General features: G+C 64.5%; 23 protein-coding genes and 1 pseudogene. 8 read left to right on the forward strand and 16 right to left on the reverse strand.

Going from position 1 to position 23,515, the window contains the following annotated elements; translation table 11 throughout:
• The first annotated feature begins 5 nt into the window (after positions 1–5).
• From AC6HZP_RS21770 to AC6HZP_RS21790, 5 genes are all read left to right on the forward strand, one after another.
• The gene (locus AC6HZP_RS21770) at positions 6–824 is read left to right on the forward strand and encodes a transporter substrate-binding domain-containing protein (protein ID WP_497524507.1); all 819 of its coding nucleotides are present in this window, start codon (positions 6–8) and stop codon (positions 822–824) included.
• A gap of 2 nt (positions 825–826) precedes the next feature.
• A complete protein-coding gene (locus AC6HZP_RS21775) occupies positions 827–1,609 on the forward strand; it encodes an amino acid ABC transporter permease (RefSeq protein WP_497524508.1) in 783 nt (260 codons plus the stop codon).
• Between the two features lie 3 nt (positions 1,610–1,612).
• A complete protein-coding gene (locus AC6HZP_RS21780) occupies positions 1,613–2,269 on the forward strand; it encodes a glutathione S-transferase family protein (RefSeq protein ID WP_497524509.1) in 657 nt (218 codons plus the stop codon).
• Positions 2,266–3,012: a creatininase family protein gene (locus tag AC6HZP_RS21785; RefSeq protein ID WP_497524510.1), complete on the forward strand. Its 747-nt coding sequence runs from the start codon at positions 2,266–2,268 to the stop codon at positions 3,010–3,012. The genes AC6HZP_RS21780 and AC6HZP_RS21785 overlap by 4 nt, the downstream gene beginning before the upstream one ends.
• Before the next feature lie 203 nt (positions 3,013–3,215).
• Positions 3,216–3,656, forward strand: coding sequence for a lipid-binding SYLF domain-containing protein (locus tag AC6HZP_RS21790; protein ID WP_201401007.1), 441 nt, complete (start codon positions 3,216–3,218; stop codon positions 3,654–3,656).
• Positions 3,657–3,796: 140 nt separating this feature from the next.
• On the opposite strand, the gene AC6HZP_RS21795 is transcribed toward AC6HZP_RS21790, so the two are convergent.
• Positions 3,797–4,705, reverse strand: coding sequence for a LysR family transcriptional regulator (locus AC6HZP_RS21795; RefSeq protein ID WP_497524511.1), 909 nt, complete (start codon positions 4,703–4,705; stop codon positions 3,797–3,799).
• A gap of 167 nt (positions 4,706–4,872) precedes the next feature.
• On the opposite strand from AC6HZP_RS21795, the gene AC6HZP_RS21800 reads away from it, so the two are divergent.
• Together AC6HZP_RS21800 and AC6HZP_RS21805 are read left to right on the forward strand one after the other, a co-directional pair.
• Positions 4,873–5,808, forward strand: coding sequence for an MFS transporter (locus AC6HZP_RS21800; RefSeq protein ID WP_497524512.1), 936 nt, complete (start codon positions 4,873–4,875; stop codon positions 5,806–5,808).
• Positions 5,809–5,844: 36 nt separating this feature from the next.
• On the forward strand, positions 5,845–6,066 hold the full coding sequence (locus AC6HZP_RS21805) for a hypothetical protein (RefSeq protein ID WP_497524513.1): 222 nt from the start codon (positions 5,845–5,847) through the stop codon (positions 6,064–6,066).
• A gap of 127 nt (positions 6,067–6,193) precedes the next feature.
• On the opposite strand, the gene AC6HZP_RS21810 is transcribed toward AC6HZP_RS21805, so the two are convergent.
• Positions 6,194–7,471, reverse strand: coding sequence for an MFS transporter (locus tag AC6HZP_RS21810; protein WP_497524514.1), 1,278 nt, complete (start codon positions 7,469–7,471; stop codon positions 6,194–6,196).
• Positions 7,472–7,626: 155 nt separating this feature from the next.
• Between AC6HZP_RS21810 and AC6HZP_RS21815 the strand changes: the two genes are divergently transcribed.
• Positions 7,627–8,562, forward strand: coding sequence for a LysR family transcriptional regulator (locus AC6HZP_RS21815; protein ID WP_497524515.1), 936 nt, complete (start codon positions 7,627–7,629; stop codon positions 8,560–8,562).
• Positions 8,563–8,624: 62 nt separating this feature from the next.
• Here AC6HZP_RS21815 and AC6HZP_RS21820 read toward each other — a convergent pair whose 3' ends face one another.
• The 14 genes and pseudogenes from AC6HZP_RS21820 to AC6HZP_RS21885 form a co-directional block, all read right to left on the reverse strand.
• Positions 8,625–9,890, reverse strand: a complete 1,266-nt coding sequence (locus AC6HZP_RS21820; protein WP_497524516.1) for a D-tagatose-bisphosphate aldolase, class II, non-catalytic subunit — start codon at positions 9,888–9,890, stop codon at positions 8,625–8,627.
• Positions 9,887–10,864 (reverse strand): tagatose kinase, encoded by a 978-nt coding sequence (locus AC6HZP_RS21825; protein ID WP_497524517.1) that lies wholly within the window; start codon positions 10,862–10,864, stop codon positions 9,887–9,889. Before AC6HZP_RS21825 ends, AC6HZP_RS21820 begins: the two co-directional genes overlap by 4 nt.
• A gap of 337 nt (positions 10,865–11,201) precedes the next feature.
• A complete protein-coding gene (locus AC6HZP_RS21830; protein ID WP_497524518.1) occupies positions 11,202–11,972 on the reverse strand; it encodes an L-iditol 2-dehydrogenase in 771 nt (256 codons plus the stop codon).
• Positions 11,973–12,142: 170 nt separating this feature from the next.
• A complete protein-coding gene (locus tag AC6HZP_RS21835; protein WP_497524519.1) occupies positions 12,143–12,907 on the reverse strand; it encodes an SDR family NAD(P)-dependent oxidoreductase in 765 nt (254 codons plus the stop codon).
• Positions 12,908–12,947: 40 nt separating this feature from the next.
• Complete coding sequence (locus AC6HZP_RS21840; RefSeq protein WP_497524520.1) at positions 12,948–13,892, reverse strand: ABC transporter permease; 945 nt, start codon at positions 13,890–13,892, stop codon at positions 12,948–12,950.
• Between the two features lie 2 nt (positions 13,893–13,894).
• Complete coding sequence (locus AC6HZP_RS21845) at positions 13,895–15,397, reverse strand: sugar ABC transporter ATP-binding protein (RefSeq protein WP_497524521.1); 1,503 nt, start codon at positions 15,395–15,397, stop codon at positions 13,895–13,897.
• 12 nt (positions 15,398–15,409) lie between these two features.
• Positions 15,410–16,369: an ABC transporter permease gene (locus AC6HZP_RS21850; protein WP_497524522.1), complete on the reverse strand. Its 960-nt coding sequence runs from the start codon at positions 16,367–16,369 to the stop codon at positions 15,410–15,412.
• Positions 16,370–16,432: 63 nt separating this feature from the next.
• Positions 16,433–17,527: a sugar ABC transporter substrate-binding protein gene (locus tag AC6HZP_RS21855; protein ID WP_497524523.1), complete on the reverse strand. Its 1,095-nt coding sequence runs from the start codon at positions 17,525–17,527 to the stop codon at positions 16,433–16,435.
• Positions 17,528–17,756: 229 nt separating this feature from the next.
• The gene (locus tag AC6HZP_RS21860) at positions 17,757–18,776 is read right to left on the reverse strand and encodes a substrate-binding domain-containing protein (RefSeq protein WP_497524524.1); all 1,020 of its coding nucleotides are present in this window, start codon (positions 18,774–18,776) and stop codon (positions 17,757–17,759) included.
• 143 nt (positions 18,777–18,919) lie between these two features.
• Positions 18,920–19,075: pseudogene (locus AC6HZP_RS21865) on the reverse strand (IS5/IS1182 family transposase); the annotation flags it as partial.
• A 75-nt stretch (positions 19,076–19,150) separates the two neighbouring features.
• Positions 19,151–20,416 (reverse strand): glycerate kinase type-2 family protein, encoded by a 1,266-nt coding sequence (locus AC6HZP_RS21870; RefSeq protein WP_497524525.1) that lies wholly within the window; start codon positions 20,414–20,416, stop codon positions 19,151–19,153.
• 80 nt (positions 20,417–20,496) lie between these two features.
• Complete coding sequence (locus AC6HZP_RS21875) at positions 20,497–21,501, reverse strand: aldo/keto reductase (protein WP_497524526.1); 1,005 nt, start codon at positions 21,499–21,501, stop codon at positions 20,497–20,499.
• Between the two features lie 9 nt (positions 21,502–21,510).
• Positions 21,511–22,395, reverse strand: coding sequence for an amidohydrolase family protein (locus AC6HZP_RS21880; protein WP_497524527.1), 885 nt, complete (start codon positions 22,393–22,395; stop codon positions 21,511–21,513).
• Positions 22,396–22,404: 9 nt separating this feature from the next.
• Positions 22,405–23,391 (reverse strand): aldo/keto reductase, encoded by a 987-nt coding sequence (locus tag AC6HZP_RS21885; protein ID WP_497524528.1) that lies wholly within the window; start codon positions 23,389–23,391, stop codon positions 22,405–22,407.
• Between the last annotated feature and the right edge of the window lie 124 nt (positions 23,392–23,515).

Raw genomic sequence — 23,515 nt, forward strand, 5'->3', positions numbered from 1 at the left:
ATCCAATGAACAGACGCGAAGTTTTCGGCGCAGTCGCCCTCGGCGCCGGCCCCGGCCTTGCCACGCAGGCATCGGCACAGGCGCCGGCTGCCGCCAGCATTCCCGCCAACAATTCCCGGCTCGCCAAGATCCTCGAGCGCGGCGTGTTGCGCGTCGGCACGACGGGCGACTTCAACCCCATGTCGTTCCGCAATACCGCGACCAACAGCTATCAGGGCTATGACATCGAAGCCGTGACGGCCCTTGCCGCAGATCTCAAGGTCGAGATCGAATGGGTGACCGCCGAATGGGCCACCATTACCACCGGCATCACCGCTGACCGCTTCGACATTTTCTCCGGCGCTTCGGTCAGTGTCGCCCGCGCCCGCGTCGCTGCATTCTCCATTCCCTATACCGAGGCCGGCACCGTGCCCCTGGGTCTGGCGAGCGCGGCCGAGCGCTTCCACAGCTGGGATTCCATCAATGCGTCGGGCGTGCGGGTCGCCGTGAGCCAGGGCACGGTGTTCGAGGATCAGGCACGCCAGCACTTCCCCAACGCCACGATCCAGGCCGTGCAGTCGCCCGCCACCGGCTTCCAGGAAGTCCTCTCCGGGCGCGCCGATGTCACCATCACCTCCAATGTCGAGGCAGCAACGCTGGTCGCCAAGTATCCGGAGCTGAAGATCCTCGTTTCGAGCGCCGAGCTGCGCAACAAGCGCCCCTTCGCCTATGTGGTGGATCAGAACGATCCCGTCTGGCTGAACTTCATCAATACCTGGGTATCGCTGCGCCGCATCGAAGGCTTCTACGCGGCGCTCGACGCCAAGTGGCTCGGCCGGGCCTGAACATGACGCATGCCAAGACCAGGGCAAGCCGCGCGCTTGCCCTGTCCGCCGTCATCTTTCTCGCCATCCTGGTGAGCGGCTGCACCAGCACCAACTACAATTGGAGCTGGTACATCCTCTCTCCCTTTGACGCTCGCGGCCAGCAGAACCTCCGGTTCCTGCTGGCCGGCTTCGGCACGACGATGGGCCTGTCGGTTGCCGCATCCCTGATCTCGATGGTCATCGGGATCGTCGTTGCCCTGATGAGCTTTGCCCGCTGGCGTCCGGTGCGCCTGGCGGCTCGCAGCTATGTCGAGATATTCCGCGCAATCCCCATTCTGGTTTTCATTCTGTGGGTGTTCTACGGCCTGCCGATCCTGACCGGCGTGCGGTTTGACGTATTCACCACCGGGCTCATTTGCCTTGCCGTGTCGGACTCGGCCTTCACGTCGGAGATCTTCCGAAGCGGGCTGCAATCGCTCGACAGAGGGCAACCCGAAGCGGCTCGCAGCCTTGGCCTGGGGCCGGTGCGCACCCTGCGCCTGGTGGTGCTGCCGCAGGTTGTCCGCGCCATCCTGCCGGCACTCGGCAACCAGTTTGTCTACGTGCTCAAGATGTCGTCGCTGGTGTCTGTCATCGGGCTGCAGGAACTGACCCGCCGCGCCAACGAGCTGACCCTCGTCGAGTATCGCCCGCTGGAGATCTACACCTTCCTCGTGGCCGAATATCTCGTGCTCATCTTGATCATTTCGTGGCTGGTGCGTCGCCTTGAGGTCAAGCTGCGGCTGCGGACGAATGGGCGCTAGACCATGAGTTCAAAACTGCGCCTCTACGCGACGCCCGGCAGCCTCTATTCGGCCAAGGTCCGCATTGCCCTGCTGCACAAGGGGTTGGATTGGGATGAAATCGAACCCGAGGGCGGCTATCGCAGCGACTCCTACCGCAAGCTGGTGCCGCAAGGCACGGTGCCGGCGCTGGAGGTCGACGGCTTTCTGATCGTCGATTCCGAGGCGATCCTCGAATATCTCGAGGAGGCCTATCCGACCGCTCCCCTCCTTCCCCGCGCCCCGCTGGATCGGGCGCGGATCCGCTCGTTGTCGCGCTTTCACGACACGGCCCTGGAGCCAGCTATCCGCGCGCTTTTTCCGTCCATCCGCGAGGGAAAGCGTCCGCCGGATGAGCTGATAGACGGTATCAACACACGCCTCGCCGATCTCCAACGCATCGCCGAGCCATCGCCACTGCTCGGCGGCGCTGTGCTCTCGCTCGCCGACTGCGGCTATCCTGTCAGCTTTGCCACGCTCGACATCCTTGAGGCTTCAACGGGCATGAAGCTCGATTGGCCGGAAGCGATCCAGCAATACCAAGACGCGCTGGATCGGATGCCGGCCGTCGACGCCGTCCTCACACCCTATCGCGCCATCACGACAAAATGGGCCGAAGCGGCCCTTGGAGCCCGCGCATGAGACTGGACCTCAGCACCTGGAAGGAGATCGACGCCTATCTCCTCAAATCCCAGGCGGTGATCTTGCCGGTGGGTTCCACCGAACAGCATGGCCCCCTCGGGATTATCGGCACCGACACGCTGTGCGCCGAGGCCGTCGCCCGAAGGGCTGGCGAACTCGGCGGGGCTCTGGTGCTTCCTGCCCTCGCCTACACGCCAGCGCCCTTCAACATGGGCTTCGCCGGCACGATTTCCGTCAGCGAGACGGTGTTCTCGGCGCTCGTCACGGAGATCCTTGCCGCGCTGGCTCATCATGGCTTCCGGCAGGTCTATGTGCTCAATGGCCACGGCGCCAATCTGGAGCCCCTCCGCCGTGTCGCATCCGCGCAAAGCGCGCTCGACATTCACATTCGCTCCTGGTGGGAGTTCGCGGCCGTCCGCGCCCTGCGCGACGAACTCTATGGCTCCTGGGAAGGCATGCACGCCACGCCGTCCGAGGTGGCGATCACGCAGCACACCCACCGCATCGTGGACCACGCCCCGATCCCTGCCCCCGAGCCTCTCACGCCCGAGTTCATCGCTAGCCACGCGGGCGACCGTCACGGCCCTCCCGACGAGCACCGCCGCCAATTCCCCGACGGCCGCGTCGGCTCCCACTCGGGATTGGCGCGACCTGAACATGGCGAGACGCTGCTAAAGCTAGCGAGCGAGGCTTGCGCCGCAGAAATCAATACGCTGTGGGCAACGGTCGAGACGTCTCCTTGAGCGCCTGCCTGTGCCGGAGCGGCCGCGGCTTCGCTGCCACCGGGACTTCGTTCTGCCACGCCGCCTCGTCTCGTGCCGGCCTTCCCACAACCGGATTTTGGCAGCATGCTCGGAACCAGGATGAGTTAGCTCAGTTGTAACCTGGGTACGACGCTGACGAGCCCGGCCGCAGGGTAAGCGGCTTCCTTGAGGAACTCCCCATCATGATGCTTTCGACCAGAATTCGTTCAGTCGCGATTGCCGTCATCGCCGCTGGCGCGGTCAGCCTTGCGGGCGCTGCGCATGCCGACAGCGGTACGATCCGCTTCGCGGTCTACAAGGCCGCCTTTTTCGTCGGTGGCTCCGGCGGCGAGGGAACGCTGACCTTCCAAGGTCGTCGTTATCCCATCTCGATCGCCGGTGTCTCGGGCGGCCTCGCCTTCGGTGTTTCCAAGACCTATTTCCAAGGTACCGTGCGCCACATTCGCCGCGCCCGCGACGTGACGGGCGTCTACGCCGCGGTGGGCGGTGGCGGCGCGGTCGGCAGGGGCGCCCAGATGATCATCCTGAAGAACGACAAGGGCGCCCAACTCGAACTCACGGGCAAGCAGGTGGGCCTGCAGGTCAACGCCGATCTCAGCGGTATGGCCATCACCGTGAAGTAAGCGACACGGCAAATCCGGAAGCGACAACGCGGCTGGTCCGCGCCCGGTGACTTGCTCAGGGTTCCGCCGTAGGGCGGAGCCCATCGCCGGAGCTATGCCGAACCTGCGTCGGCGATCACGATTGAAGTTCGGATGGTTGGCTAGGACACCGGATGTCGGCGGGCGGCAAAAAGCTGCGCGGCCCAATCCAGAAAGATGCGCACGCATGGAGAAAGGTGCCGCGACGGCGGATACAGGGCAAAAACCGGGACCGGATCGCCGCGGAAATCTGCGAGGACTTCGCGGAGAGCGCCCTTCTCGATGATCGGTGCGGCCAGATAATCGGCGATGCGGATCAGTCCGTGCCCGTTGAGGGCGCATTCGACATAGGCCGCCGTGTCATTGACGGCCAGTTGGCAGCCCAGGGGAACCAGGAGCTCCCGCCCCTGCTCGCTGAACTTCCACGTCTCGCGAAATTCGGAGCCGTTCTGGAAATACCCGACAATGCGATGCCGGGTGAGGTCCTGAGGGGAAATCGGTGCGCCGAATTGCTCAAGATATTCGCTTGAGGCGCAGACTATCCAGTTGAAAGAGCCGATCCGCCGGCTCACCAGCGAAGCATCGTCCAGCTCGCCGGTCCTGAGCACGCAGTCAACCGCTTCCCGCACCAGATCGACGCGCCGGTCGCCAACTCCCAATGCAATCTGAATGGCGGGATATCGACGCGCGAATTCCGACAGATTGGGAAGAATAAGAGACGCCGCGATCGAGCCCGGCATGTCGACGCGAATGCGGCCGGCCGGGTGCTCGTGGTTGCTGCCAAGCGAGCTTTCGATCGCTTCGATCTCGGCCAGAACCGCCAGACTTCGCTCATAATACGCGCGGCCATCGTCCGTGAGACTGAAATACCGCGTGGACCGCACGATCAATTGCGCGGCCAGATGCCGCTCCAGTTGCTTGATGGCCATGCTGACGGCGGATTTTTGCAGCGACAGCGTTTCGGCTGCTTTCGTCATGCTGCCGGCCTCGACGACGCGCACGAATATTTCCATGGCCCGCAAACGATCCATCCGGCCCACTCCTTAACGATACGGCCAAGGCCACGACGCCCGGATCCGCGTTGTAGTTCAAAATAATTGAACTGTCTTGTTATTTCAGGGGAGGTAGCCGGGGTCATTTCTGAACATTAAGTGAGCGCTCTTCGACCCCTCTCCTATTCCAAGTTTGTGAGGCCAAGTTGAGCGACAATATAGTTTCTGAAGCGACACCCAGCCTGCGCGGTTGGCTGGCTGTATGCGCCGTCGCACTTTGTGGCGCTGTTTTCTGCACGACCGAGTTTCTACCCGTCGGCATCCTGCGATACATCGGCGCCGATCTTGGCGTGTCGGACGGCACGGCCGGTCTGATGATTACGATACCTGGCATTCTGGCCGCGCTGGCTGGCCCCCTTGTCACGCTTGGCATCGGAAAGATCGACCGGCGACACGTCCTCTGGATTTTGACCGCCTTGCTCATCGCAGCGAACGTGCTGGCGATGTCGGCGACGAGTTTCGAGATGCTTCTGGCTGGCCGGGTTCTGTTCGGAATCGGGCTTGGAGGGTTCTGGGCGATCGGTGTGGGCATTGCAGCGCGCCTCGTGCCGACCCGGTCGGTGGGTCGCGCCACGTCCATCATATTTACCTCCATCTCGGTCGGCCTGCTTGTGGGAGGTCCTGCCGGGTCGTTCATCGGGGAGGCTTATGGCTGGCGCTATGCTTTCGGACTGGCGATGGTCCTGTCCCTCGCCGCGATCGTGCTGCTGCTTGTCGCCCTGCCGCCGCTTCGCGTCGCCCAACGCGTGACGGTGGCGGACTTCGTGCAGATCCTTCGCACGCGAAACGGCGTGGTCGGGATCGTCGCCATGTTCCTGATCGTCGTGGCTCATTTCGGCACGTATACCTACGTGACGGCCTTTCTCAGCGAAAACGCCGGCTTCAGCGGGACAGCCATCTCGATCACCCTTCTGGTCTACACGCTTGTCGGAATGCTGGGTAATTTCGTCGGAGGCGCCGCTTCGGACGTGAACGTCAAGGCGACGCTGGTATCCGGTATCTTGCTGGCTTGTCTCTCCATCGCCCTCCTGCCGGGTCTGAGCGGCAACGCGGTGCTCCTCGTGCTCGTGATCGGAGCCTGAGGCTTCGCCTATGGCGTCATTCCGATCGCCCTGCAGATGTGGCTGATAAAGGCGGCGCCGAATGCGCATGAGGGCGGCACCGCCCTGTACGTCACCAACTTCCAAACCTCGATTGCTCTCGGCTCGCTCCTGGGCGGCATCCTCGTCGACCGGGCAGGACTGTCGCTGGCGATGTACGCCGGCGCTGCCGTCGCCGCGCTGTCCCTTGCGACAATCGTGACAATGGCCGGAGACTGGACTCCGAAGAAACCCCGATGAGGTTCGGAGGGGGCGCCGTGTTCCAGCTAGGCAAGCAAGGCGCCCCCAAAGCTTTCACAGGACCGATCGGGCATGCGCCCGGCACGCAAATCACTATTGGCCCGCCCGGACGAGGCAAGGCCGCCGCCTACCCCGCCTTGCGCCTGCCGCTCGCAACCACCACGACCAGCCCCACCAGGACGAAGGCCGCGGAGACATACGGGATGGGCAATGGCCCCATCCTGTTGATCAGGATGCCTCCAGACAGAGAGCCAAGGCCAACGGCGCCGTTGAACAAGGCGACATTGATCGCGGTGGCTGCGTCGGCACTGCCGTTAATGGCAGAGGCACCCTTGAAGACCGACGTCTGCAACAACACAGGAAGCGCCCCGTAGGCGGCGCCCCAGATTGCGAGGATGAGCACCAGAGTGGCGTACTGGTTGGCGGCGATGTTCATCGTCGCGAGGCTCACGGCGAGCAACGCCGTTACAATCCCCAAGCTCAACCGAAGCGCCTTATTCGCGAAGGGACCGATGGCGAAATTCGCGACCACGCCGGCGCCACCATAGACCAGCAGCAGCAGGCCGACTTGGCCGGGAGCTTGCCCTGCGATCTGCTCAAGATAGGGCGTGATGTAGGTGTAGGCGAGAAAGTTGCCCGTCACGACCAGTACCGTCGTCCCAAAAAGCGCCAGCAAGGGGCCGTCCTTCAGAATTGTCGACATCGCATTGCGGGCGGAGGATTTGGAAATTCGTATCGCCGGCACGGACCAGGCAATGACGGTGAACGCCACCAGGCTCAGCAGCGAAAGAGCCGCGAATACCGAGTGCCATCCCTGCATCTCGCCGAGCAATGTCCCCGCGGGAATTCCCAGCACCGTGGCAAGCGACACGCCGCCAAAGACGACCGAGGTCGCGCGCACGGCGTTGCGGTCCGACACGAGATGGACGGCGGTGACAACCGCCGTGGACCAGAAGACCCCGATCGCTCCGGCCACCAATATGCGCGCCAGGAGAACGATGACGTAGTCCGAGGCTAGAAAGGTAATCAGATTTCCCAGGCAACAGACGGCCAATAATCCGGCCATAAGGGCTTTACGGTTGATGCCGCCCAACATTCCCGTGAGCGGCGCTGCGGTGATCGCAACGACGAACGCGAAGACCGTGATCAGATATCCCGCCGCGCCCAGCGACACGCCGAGCCCTTCCGCCATGGATGGCAGCACGCCAACCGGCATCAACTCCGTGCTGACAAACGTGAAGCAGCCCAGACTAAGCGCCAGAACCGCCGAGACCGTCCGAAATCTGGAGCGTGTCCGACCGTGTAGATTGGAACTGTCACTGGGATGCGAAGATGTTCTCGGGGTGCTTGCTGTGACCATTGTTTTACCCTGTGCTGGATGCCTGCGAATGGACTTCGAAGGCATAGACAATCGATCCCAGACGTCCGCAGACGTCTGGAGTTCGATACGCGCATGAATTGTTGAAAGCGCCGATTGCTGAGGCGCCGCGGAGTTCTGGCACGACGCCCGCAGAGTTGCTATGTCATGAAATTCATTTCATTGATGCTTCGGAGGCATAAATGCGTCAGCCGTTCTCGCAACTGCTCGAGGGCATCGATGTCATGGCGGCGGTCTCGGAGATGAAGAGCTTCGGCGGTGCCGCGGAAGCGCTGGACATGTCGCAGTCCGGGGTGAGCCGGGCGATCGCCCGCCTGGAGGCAAGGCTGTCGATCCGCCTCTTCGAGCGCACCACCCGATCGGTCCGGCTGACCGATGAGGGGCGAGACTTCTACGAGCAGGTAATGCCGCTGATCGGCGCACTCGCCGAAGTCACGTCCAATGCCGCGGGGAGCGCCCGGAAGGTTCGCGGACGACTGCGGGTCAATGTCGATCCGCTCTTCTCCCAGCTCGTGCTGGGTCCGCGTCTGGGAGATTTTCTGGACAGCCACCCGGAGCTGGAAGTGGAGTTGCGCAGCCGGGAGGACCTGGGAGATCTGGTGGCGGACGGCTTTGATCTGGCCCTCCGGTTTGGGCACCCACCGACATCATCACTCATTGTCAGGAAGCTGTTCGACACGCGGGTGCTGGCCATGGCCTCGCCTGCCTATCTCGAGCGGTTTGGCCATCCTGCCCATCCACGTGACCTTGGGACGCCGCTGCACCGATGCGTTGAGTTCAGGGAACCGGTGACGGGGCGACCGTTCCCCTGGGAATTTCATCGACGTCGACAGACGCTTGTCGTGAAACCCCAAGGCGTGTTGACCGTCAACGATCCGGGTACCCTGCACAGTGCCTGCCTCGCTGGGCTGGGCATCGCCCAACTCTTCGAGTTGGGCATCGAGGACCACATCGCAAATCGTCGGCTGGTTCAGCTCTTCCCGGACTGGTCCGAACAGCGATTTCCGCTCCATGCGTACTATCCGTCCCGGAAGCACGTGCCTCCCAAGACCCGCGCGCTGTTGGATTTCGTCGCGGGCCTCGTACGCCGGGATGATGCATCCCATACGCAAACCTGAGGCAGATGTTTGGATCGAGCCTCCTGTCCGCGAGCAAAACGGATGAACGGCACGATGCTCAATTATTTCAATGCGATGGCCCGACCGTACACCTGCAATATCCGATCCACTGCAGCCACGACGATGGCATCAGCGCCGCCTGCCGGCAGCGGCTCGACTTGCGGCAGGTACTGGTGAAGCACTGTTTCCGGGATGCGGACCCCTTCCAAGGCCGTCAGCAATTTCTGAACCGCCATTTCGGCCTCCGGTTGGCTCCAGTAGTAGCGAATGCGGTCGCTGTAGCTGAAATGGCGCTGGATGCGCAGGTCCGTCTCGTCGCCGTGGTAGTAGCCGCTCCAGTAGCCGGGCTTCGCCAGCATCAGCGCCTCCATGGCCCTGGCAAGCGTGCGCTCGCGATAACCGGGTACGATGTCCGACGCGATAAGATCGAGGCCGTAGAGCGCCTCGCGATAGGCGAACGTAAGCCCGGGGCCGACCTTGAGGATCGGGTAGCCGTCAGCGACGAGGGCCGTGAGCGCTTCTTCGGTCTGGTAATCCGTCGAGTGGGCCTCGAACACCAGCCCCGGCTCCTCGTCGAGAAGGCCGCTCAGGGCGGCGGCGCGCGGCGCGTCGTAGGCAATGACGTTGTCGCTGCCGAATTCGACGCCGGGCTGTACGACGAAGGCTATGACGCGGGCGAAGGCATCGGCGAGCCCCGCCTTGGCGAAGGCTTCGCGGTGGACGGCGATGGTCTCGCGCGCCGCTTCCGGCGCAGTCGGCTCGACCGCGTCCAGCGCATGGTCCGCGCCGCCGGGGATCGGCACCTCCGTCCCGAGAATATAGACCGGCGCGGGGAGGCCGGCGCTTTCCGCGGCGTGCTCGGCGACCGCGCAAAGGGTCGCGGCGCGCGCGGCCACGGTATGGTCGTCCAGAGCGACGGGTTCCCCGGCACAGCCCATCGACGCATCGAGATGGATCTTGCCGAAGCCCGCCGACACATAGGCCGCGACCATATCGGCCGCCTTCTTCAGCGCGATCTCCGCCGGCTCCTTGCGCCAGGGATTGGGGCCAAGATGGTCGCCGCCGAAAAGGATCTGCTCGCGACGCACGTTTTCCTCGGAAGCAATTCTCTCGACGAAGGCGACGAAATCGGCCGGCGTCATGCCGGTATAGCCGCCGAACTGATTGACCTGATTGCAGGTCGCCTCGATCAGCACGGGGCCGCCGCTCTTCGCCGCCCGCCTGAGCGCCGCGCGCAGAACCGTCGGATGGGCGGAGCAGATCGAAGCGATGCCGTAGGGCCGGCCTTCGCGCCGGGCGGTTGCAAGTCCGGTCAGTATGTCGCTCATGCCTGCATCTCCCGGCCCGCGGCCGCGATGAATTGATCGAGTTCCGCCTTGCTGGAGACACCCTCCATGGGGCCTTGTCTTGTCACTGTGCGGGCGCCGGCGGCATTCGCGTAGAGCAGCGCGCTGTGCGGCGGCAGGCCGGCGCGCCGGCTCGTAAGATAGACAGCGCCGAAGCAGTCGCCCGCCCCGGTCGGATCGATTTCCTCGACCCGGAAGGCCACGCAGTCGACGCGGCCGAAGGCCTTGCTGAAATGAGTGGAGCCCTCGCTGCCGCGCTTCAGGACGATCTCGCCGACGCCGAGATCGAGCAGGCGCTCCACCGCCGCCGCTTCGGTCGTTTCGCCGGCAGCCACCAGCAATTCGTCACCCGAGGGCAGCAGCAGATCGGTGACGGCGATCATGTCGTCGATCAGCTTGCGGCCATCGCCGCCCTGCACGAGTTCCTTGCGGATGTTCGGATCGAAGGAAACCGACCCGCCCCGCGCCTTCACGATCGAAACGGCCTCGACGAGAATCGACCAGAGGCCAGCGATGGCAAAGGCCGACCCCATGACGTGGACATGGCCGGCACGGGAAAACAATGCGTGCGCGGCTTCGGTTGTCGTCACCTCTCCTGCCGCGGAATGCTTGATATTGTAGACGAAGTCGCGCGAGCCGTCGGTCCGGTAGCGGACAAAGGCGCTTCCGGTCGGCTTGTCCGCGCTGACGGCGATCGCTGACACGTCGACGCCGTCCGTCTTCAACCGCCCGACATTCAATCGGCCAAAATCGTCGTTGCCCACGACTGCCACGATCCCGCAGGCGCCGCCTATGCGAGCCACCTGATCGATGAAGATGGCCGGCGCTCCACTGGGAAACGGCCCAATCAGCGTTTGTGGCGCCAGGAAGCCCTCGCCAACCGTCGTGGCCATGATCTCCACGAGAATTTCGCCGACGGTCACCGTCGGCCCGAGTGCTTCCGGGGCGAGTGTCATCTCGATTTCCAACTTAGCCTCCGTCGATGTGTCGTCGCATGCCGTGAGGCGAACGAACGGAATTGAGGTTGCGGATTCCGCAAACCGCCATTGTGCGAGGCGCCACGGGCCATGAAGCCGCGACAGAGATCGGTCCGGCCCTCAGGGCGGGCCGGGCAGATGTCGCAGGGGGGGCGGCACGGCGGCGAAGCAATCGCCGGCGCGGAGGCCGGCGACGCCTTCCGCGACCGCCTGCACCGTGCCGGCCTATTCATCCCCCGGCACAAGCGGAAATGCACCGACGCCGCAGCGGCCTGCGGCACCCGTGAACCGGATGCCTTCATGCCGCTCGCATGGTTCAGTTCATCCAGTTGCCGCCGTCGACGTTGTAGGTCTGGGCCAGGATGTAGTCGCTGTCCTTGGAAGCGAGGAAGACGGCGAGGCCCTTGATGTCGTCGGGCGTCGCGAAACGGCCGATCGGAACTTCCTTGGCGACGGCTGCCTTCTTCTCGCCGGGCTTCAAGCCTTCCCATTCGGCGAACTTGGCATCGACAACGTCCCAATGCGCGCCATCCACCACACCGGGGGCGATGGCGTTGACATTGATGCCGTATTTCACGAGGGCGAGTGCGGCGGACTGGGTCGCCGAAATGATCGCGGCCTTGGAAGCGCAGTAGAGCGTCACCAGCGCCTCGCCGCGCCGGCCGGCCTGGCTTGCCATGTTGATGATCTTGCCGCCGCGGCCGCGCGCGATCATGACATTCGCCACCGCCTTCATGGTGAACAGCGGTCCCTTCAGATTGACGTCGAAGACGCGGTCGTAGCTGTCTTCGGTGATCGCCTGGATCGGCGCCAGGTCGAAGATGGCTGCATTGTTCACGAGGATATCGATGCCGCCGAAATCGGCGTCGATCTGGCTGACGACGGCGTCGATGTCCTGAAGGTTCGTGACGTCGATCTTCATGGCCGTTGCGGCGGGGCCGATGGAGGCAGCTGCTTCCTCCGCAAGCGCCAGATTGATGTCGGCGATGATGACCTTGGCGCCTTCGGCGACGAAAGCTTCGGCAAAGCCGAGGCCGATGCCTCGCGCGCCGCCAGTGATGAGGGCAACCTTGTCTTGAAGTCTCATATCAATGTCTCCGTCCTGCCGCCGCGAAAGCTCGTGCGGCGTATCCTGTCGATGGAAGCAATCTTGGGCGAGAAGTCCGGCGCGAAGCGCGGCCTCCCCGGGAGGCCCGCGGCCAAGGCCGCGAGCTGGAGCCTCAGTCGGCGCGCGTCATGTCGCGCGTTCGCGCTCCGTCAACGCGTCGTGTAACCGCCGTCGATGACAAGCACTTCGCCGGTCACATAGCTCGACGCCGGAGCGCAGAGGAACAGCGCCGCCGCGGCCACCTCGTCCGGCTGGCCTACGCGGCCCATGGGTGTCATGTTGCGCCAGATCGGGAACCAGTCCGGGTTCTCGATGCCGCCGCGCGACATGTCCGTATCGATGTATCCGGGCGCGAGGGCGTTCACCCGGATGTTTTCTGCCGCCAGTTCGCTCGCCAGGCTTTTGGTCATCATGTGGACCGCAGCCTTCGAGCTGTTATAGGCGACCTGGTTCTGGGGAATGTTCGACGCGATGCCAGACATCGAGCCGATGTTGAGGATCACCCCTGATCCCTGCGCGCGCATCGGCGCGAGAGCCGCGCGGCAGGCACGAAACACGGCATCGACATTGAGGCTCATGACCTTGCGCCAGGTCTCGTCGTCGAAATCTGCACTGTCACCATGGATCGCAACGCCGGCATTGTTGACGAGGATGTCAAGCCTGCCAGAACGCTCGACAACCTGCCGCGTCAGCGTATCGGCCGCCCCTTCGTCCCGCATGTCGGCGGCAATGAAGTCGAAATCGATGCCGGCGCCCGCCAGAACCTCGGCCGCCTCCTGGACAGGAGCGCGAGCGCTTATGATGACGCGGGCACCCGCCTCCCCGAGTGCCTTGGCGATGGCGAGGCCAATGCCGCGCGTGCCGCCGGTGACGAGGGCAACCTTCCCATCAAGCCTGAACTTATCGAGTATCAAGGGTAGTCTCCATTGATTCAAATTGGGGGGATGAGCGGCGCTACTTCATGACGCCCTTGGGTGCGCGCCCGATGCTTAGCGCGACAGCCGCAACCAGGATGATGCCGAAGACGATCTGCTGGGCGAGCACGTTGATGCCGACGAAGGTCATGCCGGTACGGACGACGGCGATCAGCAACGTTCCGACCAATGTCCGCAGAACGCCGCCACTGCCGCCGGTCAGCGAGGTGCCCCCGAGCACGACGGCGGCGATCGCCGGCAGCAGGAATTCGTTTGCGATGATCGGGGAGCCGCTGGACAGCCGGCCGGCCAGGACCACGCCGCTCAGCGCGGCGAAGAGCCCCGCGATCATGAAGACGATGATTTTGACAGACGTGATGTTTATGCCCGCGACGCGGGCCGCCGCCTCGCCGCATCCGACAGCCTTCATGGCCTTACCGAAGGGCGTCGCCTGCTCCACGGTGAGCGCAACCACCAGGACGACCAGAGATACCCAGACCTCGTTCGGTACGCCGAGAGTCGTTCCAATCGCCCAGGAAAGGGAATCGAGACGCGGCTGAGCATCGATCTGGATCGAGCGCTGATTTGAGAGATAGAGAGCGGCGGTCGTGACCACACCGCCCACGGCAAGCGTCGCAATAAAGCTCGGCAGGCGCAGGACCGCGTGAACCACGCCCGAAAGGCAGCCGAACAGCATCCCGACCAGCAAAGCCACCGGAATTGCCAATATGCCGTAGTCCGGAATGAGCAGTGCGAGCACAATCGAGCTGATCGCGGCAATCGACTGGAGCGACAGGTCGATGCTTCCGATGTAGATGACGGCGGTCATGCCAATCGCCATCAGGAACAGCGTCGCAGAATCGGCGAACAGGCCAATCAACGTCGTCGGCCTGAGGAAGGCCGTGTCGAAAGAACCAACGATCAGAATGAGGACGACCAGCGCGATCCATGGGATAAGGCCGGCAAACTTGCCAAACTGCTTCATGTTCACACCATGTGTGGAATGAGGTCGAGGGGAGTGACAGGCGTCGGTCCTGTATTGTCGAATCGCGCCGTCTGCCTGCCGTCCTTGAGAACGATGACCGTATGGGCAAGGCCGAGCGCTTCCTCGAGCGTGTCGGCAATCAGGACCACGGCGGCGCCCGCCGCGCACATTTCACGGATCAGCGCGTAGACGTCTTCCTTGGCGCCGACGTCGAGGCCGCGCGTGGGATGATCGAGCAGGAACAGCCGCGCATCCGTGCGATACCATTTGGACAGGACCACCTTCTGCTGATTGCCGCCGGAAAGATTGGCGCACAGCGCCGATCCGTCAGGGGTCTTGATGCGCAGCTTGGCGATGAGTTCGGATGTCTTCCTGGCGATCGCACGAAAATCGAACAGGCCGAAACGTGTCAGGCGGCCGCCCAAGGGCAGGCAGATGTTCTCCTGAACGGACATCTCCTCGACGATGCCCTCGATTTTCCGTTCGCGCGGCACATAGCCGATGCCGGCGGTGACGGCCCGTCCGGAGGAGGTGTTCGTGAGATCTTCGCCGCGATAGACGATCTTGCCGAGATGGACACGCTCAAGACCGAAGAAGCTCCGGATCAGGGGCTCCGAGCCGGCGCCTTCCGTGCCGACCAGAGCGAGAACCTCGCCATCATGGACGTCGAAGCTGATCTCGGAAAAATCGAGCGCCCGAGAGACGTTCTGCACGGAGAGCGCGACCGTATCGGAAGGCGGGCGGCGCTCGTCCTGCTTGTAGTAGGAGCCGGTCGCCTCGCGCCCGACCATAAGGTGGTGGATGCGCGCCGGCGTCGCGTCGGCCTTGGCCATGCGTTCGACGACGGCACCGTCCTTCATGACGACGATCGTGTCCGAGATCTCGATGACCTCGTCCAGCCGATGCGAGATGAAGATGATGCCAGCGCGATCGCGCAGCTTGCGGATGACGCCGAAAAGGATGTCGATCTCGGCCTGCTCGAGCACCGAAGTCGGCTCGTCCAGCAGGATGCAGAGGTTACCATCGACGGCTTCCTCGAGTGTCAATACCTTTGCCAGTTCCACCATCTGGCGCTGCATGAAGGTCAGGGCGGAGGTCGTCGTCCGCGGATCGATGTCCAGACCAACCTTGTCGAGTTGCCGTCTCGCGGCATGGCCCATCGCCTTCCAGTCGATGCGACCCAAACGCACGAACTGCGCCTCGTTGCCGATGAAGATATTCTCGGCAACCGAGAGGTTCGGGATGAGGGATTGCTCCTGGAACACCATGCCGATGCCCTTGGCGGCCGCGTCGCGCGGTCCGCGCAGCGTCTCGGCCACGCCATTCATCTCGATCGTCCCGCTGTCGGGTTGATAGATGCCGTTCAGAACCTTCATGAGGGTGGACTTGCCGGCGCCGTTCTCGCCGACGAGGCCGACCACTTCGCCAATGTTCACCGTGATCGAGACGCCCTTGAGCGCCTGCACGCGGCCGAACGTCTTGGTGATTTCCTTGAGGTCGAGCATGATCACACGCTCCTACTTGACGATTGCCAGGCTGCGGCGGGGCGAGTTGAGCAGCACGGCGAGGATGATCGCCAGGCCCAGAACGCCCTGCTGCACAAAGGACGGCAGGCCGAGGATGATCATGCCGTTGTTGAGCACGATGACGATGAGGACGCCGACGACCGTCTGGAGCACGCCACCCTTGCCGCCGGTCAGCGCGGTCCCGCCGACGACGACGGCGCTGATCGCGGTGAAGAGCTGGCCGCTCCCGATGAGGGCGCTCGATGCGCCGAGCCGCGCGCAGGTGAGGATCGCCCCCACCCCGAAGAACGCGCCGGCGATGGTGAATGCCAAGATGCGAACCCGCCGGACATTGATGCCGGACGCGGCTGCGAGGTCCTCGCCGCCGCCGAGCGCCATGATGTGACGGCCGATGCGGGTATGGTCCTGGATGAACCACGCCACCGCCAGCATGAACACGCCGACATAGACGGAGAGCGGAAGGCCCAGGACGCGGTTCAACGCCAGCGCCCGGATATTCGGATCGAGAATGCCGACGCGTTCCCCGCCGAGAAGCACCGTTGCGATGCCTACCCCGACAAAACCCATGCCGAGGCTCGCCATGAATGACGGCACCTTGAGATAGACATGGACCAGGCCGATGACGCAGCCGAAGGCGCCTGCCGCGAGAAGAGCGATCGGTATGGCCGCAAGGCCGATATCGAAACCGGTTCCGGAAGCGTTGGCGACGAAGGCAGCGAGGACCGCGCCAGAGAACGCCATCGAGCCTTCGATGGAGAGATCGATTGACCCCATGAGGATGATGAAGGTGGCCCCGAGCGCGAGGACCAGGGGTGCCGATGCCGCTGCCGCGATGCGCCCCAAATTCCCGAACGACAGGAACCTCGGATCGACGATCGCGATGGCAAGGCAAAGTCCTATCAAGACGAGCAAAGGGGTGGCGCTCGCCCAGCGCGAATCCAAGCGTGTCATGTTATCCTCCCGGAGCGGTATTCGGAAAGGCCGCGATAGAGTTCGCGGCCTCTCTCCTGTCGATCAGCCGTACTGGATCTGACCGCTGACGCGGCCCCAAAGGTCGTTCCAGTCGACCTCAGGCGTCGCCTCGACATTTTTCTTCCAGTAATCATCGACATCGGCCTGCGTGATCAGGGCGCCCGTGCCGTAGAATTCGCGATGCTCCTGCGGCTCCTTCGAGGGAGAGAAGGCGCCGGTCGCCGCGTGATGGCCGAGGGACAGGGCGATGCCGCCGATCCAGAACGGATCCCAGTCGACGGTTGCCGCCATTTCCTTGTTCTTCACCGCCTGCACGGCGTCACGGGTGCCGTCGACGCCGGTAACCTGGATCTGACCGGCCAGCCCCTCGGCGCGTAGCGCTTCCAGCGCGCCGATCGCCATGCCGTCATTGGCCGCCCAGACGCCCTTGATATCGCCGCCGAAACGGGTGAGCCATGCGGCGACGATATTGTTGGCCTTCGCCGAATCCCAGTCGGCGTCCTGGAAATCGAGAAGCTGCACGTTGCCGTTCGACGCCTCGATCGCCTTCAACAGGCCCGCCTTGCGCTCGATCGCGGACACGTTCGACGGAATGCCGCCGAGCGCGACGATGGCGCCCTCGCCGCCGAAGCTGTCGAACAGCGCCTTGGCCGTCTGCTCCCCGGCCGGCACGCCGTTGAAGGACATGTGCGCAACGTAGTTGTCGCCGAAATCCCAGGGGTGCAGATCGTTCGGCTTGTTCCAGACCGTCACCACATGGCCCTTGGCGGCCGCGACCGCCTCGACGATCGGGCGAGCGTCCGGAGAGTCGTTGGGATCAACGCCAAGGATCGCCTTGTCGCCGGCCTTGGCGAGGAAGGCCTTGATATCCGCAATCCCCTTCTCGCTGTTGCCTTCGGTCACCAGCGCGCTGTGGGGATCGCCAATGGTCTGGGCGAACGACTCGGCGCCCTTGTTCCAGGCGGCATGGAAGGCGTTCGACAGCGAGCGGATCGAGCTTGCGTGGCTGTAGCCGGTGCCCGCGAACGCCGGGCGAACCAGGCCAGGCGCGCCGATGACGCCGACGCCCAGCGCCGAGCCTATGAGAAAGCGGCGGCGGTCGATCAGCGCCTTCTGCATGAAGTCATTTATGCTCATTCACTTTCCTCCTCTGAAAGCGTCCTCCCACGGACGCAGGTATCCGTTGCCCGCGCATCTCAGCGCGGGCCGCCATGGCCGTTTCGAATTGTTGGGTGCCTTCCCGTTTTCCTCGGGCGTCCTAGGCATAGGGCGCGAAGGAGCCTTCCGTCAATTGCTAAATGGATTTAGCAAGTGTTTAGCGGGAAGTTATTTTTTTACGCGCGTCAAAAATAATGGCCGAAACGGCCTATGGTTCGACGGGGACCACCAGCCTGGCGGGAATGGTGATGAGGGGGATGTCTTCGGGGTAGGTGTCCATCAGGCCGAAGCTCGCCGAGATCATGGCCTCGACGTCCTGGCGTATCATCGTGATGTCATAGGGCATCTGCGCCGCGAACGGATCCCAGTCGAAGGCGGCGATCCGCGTCGAGTTCCAGGTCTCTCTCGGAAGCCTTCCCAGGAAGCTGGCGGCGCCTTCCAGTCCCGTGATGCCGTTGACGAAAAGTCCCGCCGGCAATCGACCGTTCCGCTCGTAGCGATCGGCAAGCGCCCGCTCCGCGATATGAGGCGGATATCCCTCGCATCGGAAGGCTTCCTCCCCGAGCGATACGCCGTGCTTGGCGAGGACGGCGTTGAACCCCCCGATACGCTCTCTTGTCGAGTTGTCGTCGCGGACGCCGCCGAAGAAAAACCAGTCATCAATGGGAAGATCGGATGACAGCAGCTTTTCAATGACCAGCTCGGTCACGTGGGCAGCCGCAGCATAGTTGTCAGAGATGACGGAGGGAGCCTTGGGACCAGGCAAGTCGACATTGATGCATCGAATGCCCGCGGCGGTGCACATGTCGTTCAGTGGCGAGGGATCGCGAACGCCTGCTATGAACAGGAACTCGACCTGCTGCGCGAGCAGCGTCTCGACAATTCGCGTCTCGATCTGCGGATCGCGCTGCGTACTGACGACGATGGGACATAGATCGCGCTCACGTGCCTCGGCCTCGAACGCCTCGGCAAGACCTGCGAAGAAGCGATTTCGATAATGAGGAACGATCATGCCGGCCAGGCCAGAGCGGGCCAGGCGGAGACCTCGTGCTTTCTGATTGACCGAATAGCCGAGCTCACCAGCGCATCTCAGGACGAGAGCGGCCGTTTCCGGCTTGATGCGATGCTTTTTCCAATGACCGTTCAGCACCATGCTGACCGTCGTCGGCGAGGCTGCACTTGCGGTGGCGATATCGTAAATCGTCGGCTTTCGCTTGCCTGTCTTCATGATCCGGTCCGATTCCTTGCATCGCGTTGAGGCTCGCTTGCCACCGCGGCGACCAGCCCCTTTCTACCCGACACCGAAGAACCCGGACACTGGGGGGCCGACTCGATTGAGCCAGCAGGCGCGGGCTACAGTCGCGCCGCGAACCGGCCACGGCCCCCTGTCCGTGCAATCCAGAAAGCCCCATCCAAAACAAGACGATGATCTGCCGGTTTACGCCCGTTGAGATGACGGGCGGCACGGATGAAGCCCTCGAAGAAGGCCCACTCGTCGTCCGATATGAGGCTGCATGCCAAGATCACCTCCCGCGTAGAGGTGATCTTGGGTCAAAGGCCGCCACCTAGCAGAGCCCTTTTGTCAAAGCGATCCAGCGCGCTTTACCGCACCAGGATCGCGCGGAAATCGTTGACGTTCGTCAGCGTTGGTCCGGTGACCACCAGCCGGTCGAGCGCCTCGAAGAAGCCGTAGCCGTCATTGTCGGCGAGGCGCGAGGCCGGGTCGATGCCCCTGGCCCTCGCCTCGGCGAGGATGCCCGCGTCGATCCAGGCGCCGGCATTGTCCTCCGAGCCGTCGATGCCGTCGGTATCGCAGGCGATCGCCGCGATGCCCTCGTGGCCACCGAGCGCCACCGCGAGCGCCAGCAGGAACTCGGCGTTGCGGCCGCCCCGCCCCCTGCCGCGCACGGTGACGGTTGTCTCGCCGCCCGAGAGGATCACGCAGGGCTTTGCCACCGGCTGGTCATGCGCCGCCGCATAGGTGCCGATCGCCGCCAGCACGCGGGCCACGTCGCGCGCCTCGCCCTCGAGGGCGTCGCCGAGCACCAGCGGCGTCAGCCCGATCGCCCACGCCGCATCGGCCGCCGCGTCGAGCGCCATTTTCGGTGTCGCCAGCATCTCGACCGCGCCGCCCAGGCCGGCGGAAACCGCGTTGGCGCGGATCGCCTGTTCGATGCGCGGCTCGATGGCGATGCCGTATTCGGCGAGGATCGCCAGAGCGCCCTCGGGATCCGAAGCCTCGGGAATGGTCGGGCCCGAGCCGATTGCGCCGGGATCATCGCCCGGCACGTCCGAGATCAGGAAGGTGACCATGCGGGCCGGCGCGGCGGCGGCGGCGAGACGGCCGCCCTTGATCGCCGAGAGCGCCTTGCGCACGCGGTTCATGGCGCCGATCGGCGCGCCGCTCTTCAGGAGCGCGCGGTTCAGCGCCTGCTTGTCCTCGAGGCTCACGCCGGCCGCCGGCAGCGCCAACAGCGACGACGCGCCGCCCGACATCAGGAAGACGACGAGATCGTCGGAACCGGCCGAAGCGGCGATGTCGAGAATGCGCTGCGCCGCCGCCATGCCGGCAGCATCCGGAACCGGATGCGACGCTTCCACCACCTCGACGAAGCGGGTCGGCGTGCCATGGCCGTAGCGGGTGACGGCGAGGCCCTCCGGCGGCGGGTTGCCGGCCTGCTCCCAGGCGTCCTCGAACGCCCGCACCATGCGCGCCGCGCCCTTGCCGGCGCCGAGCACGATCGTCCGTCCTTTTGGCGCCACCGGGAGCCTTCCCTCGAAGCGTCCGTCCGGCAGCGACGCGGAAAGCGCGGCGTCGAAAAGCGCGCGAAGGATGGCCTGGTCGGGGGAAGTCTTGTCGAGCGTCATGTCACATGCCTGCCTACCTTTGGCGGCCCTGCAATGCATAGCCTCCCGCACATCGCGGACGGCGCACAGGCCGGTTGAGCTCAGCCTTCCGTCCGGGTCGCGGGCGACAGGCTATCGAGCTCGACCCAGACTGTCTCGGGAATCGGGTGCCTCGCCCACTCCATGTTCTGGGCGACGCGCTCCGGACGGCTCATGCCGAGGACGGCGGCCGCGACGAGCGGATTTCGGAGCGGAAACTGGATCGCCGCCGCCTGCAGGGGAATCTCGTGCGCCGCGCAGATGGCCGCTATACGGCGCGCCCGCTCGACCACCTCTTCCGAGGGCCGGCCATAGTCGAAGGTGGCCCCGGCGGCGTCCGGCCCGGCGGCGAGGATGCCCGAATTGAATACGCCGGCCACGACGATCTCGACGCCCTGTCGCGCGGCTTCGGGAAGGAGGTCCGTCTCCGCCTGCCGCTCGAGCAGCGTGTAGCGGCCGGCCATCATGACGGCGTCGAAGCGCGCCGCCCTCAGGAACCGCGTCGCGACATCGCTTTCGTTCACGCCGACGCCGATCGCACGGATATGACCCGCCCGGCGCAAATCGTCCAGCGCGCGGAAGCAACCGTCGATCGCCTCGTCGAAACGCCGCTCATAGGCATCGCCATGCGTGAAGCGGTCGACATCATGGATATAGACGAGATCGAAATCCACGATGCCGAGCCGACTCGCAGACTGCTCGAGCGAACGCAGCGTTCCGGCATAGCTGTAGTCGAAGACCGGCTTCAGCGGCAGCGGCGCAGCCCAGAGCCCGTAATCGACGGCCTCGCCATAGGGCGGCACCATGTAGCGGCCGACCTTGGTCGAGACCGTCACGCTGTCGCGCGGGACGGTCCTGAGGAACCGCCCGAGCCGCGCCTCGCTGAGTCCGTGGCCATAGAGAGGCGCCGTGTCGAAATAGCGAAGCCCCGCCGTATAGGCTTCGGCGAGCGTCTCCGCCGCCTGCGCTTCCGGAACGTCGCGATAGAGCGTGCCGATGCCGCTTGCGCCGAAGCCAAGGCGCGAGCGAAAACCAACTTTGCCTGGTGTGGCCGTGATGGACGTCATGAGAGCCCCCTATACTGTGGCCGGTTGAAAGGCGGGCAGGCGGTAGGCCTCGACGGCCGAGCGGCCGAAAATCTGCGCCCTTTCGTCGTCGCTGAGATCCTGCAGGCACGCCTCCAGCGCCTCGACGACGCGCGAATAGTCCGCCGCGACCAAGCAGACCGGCCAGTCCGTGCCGAACATGCAGCGGTCGACGCCGAAGATCTCGAGAACTTCGCGCACATAGGGCCTGAGATCGGCCGCCGTCCAGTTCCGCCAGTCGGCCTCGGTGACCATGCCGGACAGCTTGCACCAGACATGGCCCCGCTCGCCGCGGAAGCCGCGCATCAGCCGCGCCCATTCGTCGAAGCCGTGATTGCGGATCTCGGGCTTGGCGATGTGATCGAGCACGAAGCGCTGGTCGGGAAAGGCGCCTGCAGTCGCGACGCAGGCGGGAAGTTGCGGCAGGTTCGGCACGAGGTCGTAGACGAGCCCCGCCGCGCCGACGGCGGCGAGGCCGCGACGCACATCGCCGCGCAGCAGCCAGTTTGCGTCCGGCTCGGTCTGGATCAGGTGGCGGACGCCGACCAGCCAGCGCCCCTCCGGCGCCGCCTGCAGCGCGGCGAGGGTCGCCGCGACGTCCGGATCGGTGAGGTCGACCCATCCGACGACTCCGGCGACGAAATCCGTCGCCTCGGCGGTGCGGATGAAATCCCAGGTCTCGCCGAGATCGTTCCAAGTCTGGACCAGCACGGTGCCGTCGATACGGTTCGCGGCAAGCGCGGGCCTAAGGTCGTCCGGCGCGAAGACGCGGTTGATCGGCGCGAAGGGACCGCTCAGCCAGCCATAGTCGCCGCCGCTTGCCGGATCCCAGAAATGCTGATGCGCGTCGATCCGCGGAGATGGAGATCGTGACATTCGCGCCTCCTACCAGCGCTGATGGACGAAGGGCTTGATGAGCGTGTCGTAGACCGCGCTGATCTCAGCCATCGTCTCGTCGGAAAGGGCCGGCAGGTCGGCCGCCGCCGCATTGGAACGGGCCTGGGCCGGGTTGCGCGCGCCGGGAATGGCCACGGTCACGGCGTCGAACATCAGGATCCAGCGGAGCGCGAAGCGCGCCATGACGGTATCGCCCGAGACCAGCGGCCGGATGCGCTCCACCGCCTCGAGACCGACCTCATAGGGCACACCGGCGAAGGTCTCGCCGACGTCGAAGGCCTCGCCATTGCGGTTGAACAGACGATGGTCGGTGGCGGCGAACTGCGTCTCCCGGCTGAACTTCCCCGAGAGCAGCCCGCTTGCCAGCGGAACACGGGCGATGATCGCGACGCCCTTCGCCTTCGCGCGTTCGAAGAACAGCTCGGCAGGGCGCTGGCGGAAAGCATTGAAGATGATCTGCACGCTGGCGACGCCGGGATACTCGATCGCCTTCAGCGCCTCCTCGACCCGCTCGACGCTGACGCCATAGTCGCGGATCCGCCCCTCCGCCTTCAGCCGGTCGAGGCTCTCGAACACTTGGGGCTGGTAGTAGAGATCGGTCGGCGGGCAATGCAGCTGGACAAGATCGAGCGTGTCCATCTCGAGATTGCGGCGGCTGCGATCCACATAGCTCGCGAGATTGTCATAGCTGTAGCCGGCGACGGTCTGCTCGGGCAGCCGGCGACCAGCCTTGGTGGCGATGAAGGGCCGCGCGCCGCTCCGCGAGCCGATCGCCCTGGCGATCAACTTTTCGGAATGACCGTCGCCATAGACATCGGCCGTGTCGAGGAAGGTGACGCCTGCGTCGAGGGCGGCATGGAGAGCCTCCAGCGCCTCGTCGTCGTTCACCTCGCCCCAGGAGGCGCCGATTGCCCAGGCTCCGAAGCCGATCTCGCTCACCTCATGGCCCGTCCGGCCGAACTTCCGCGCTCTCATTCGTCGTCTCCTCTTGGTCCGCGGCCTCGTCGTAAGGGCCGCCGGGGGCGATCGCCATCGCTTGACATCGCCGATCCATGCCATTATCAGGAAACAGGGTTGTACGACAACCCGGTAAGTTTGC

The sequence above is a fragment of the Kaistia sp. SLG-1 genome, from assembly GCF_059699055.1.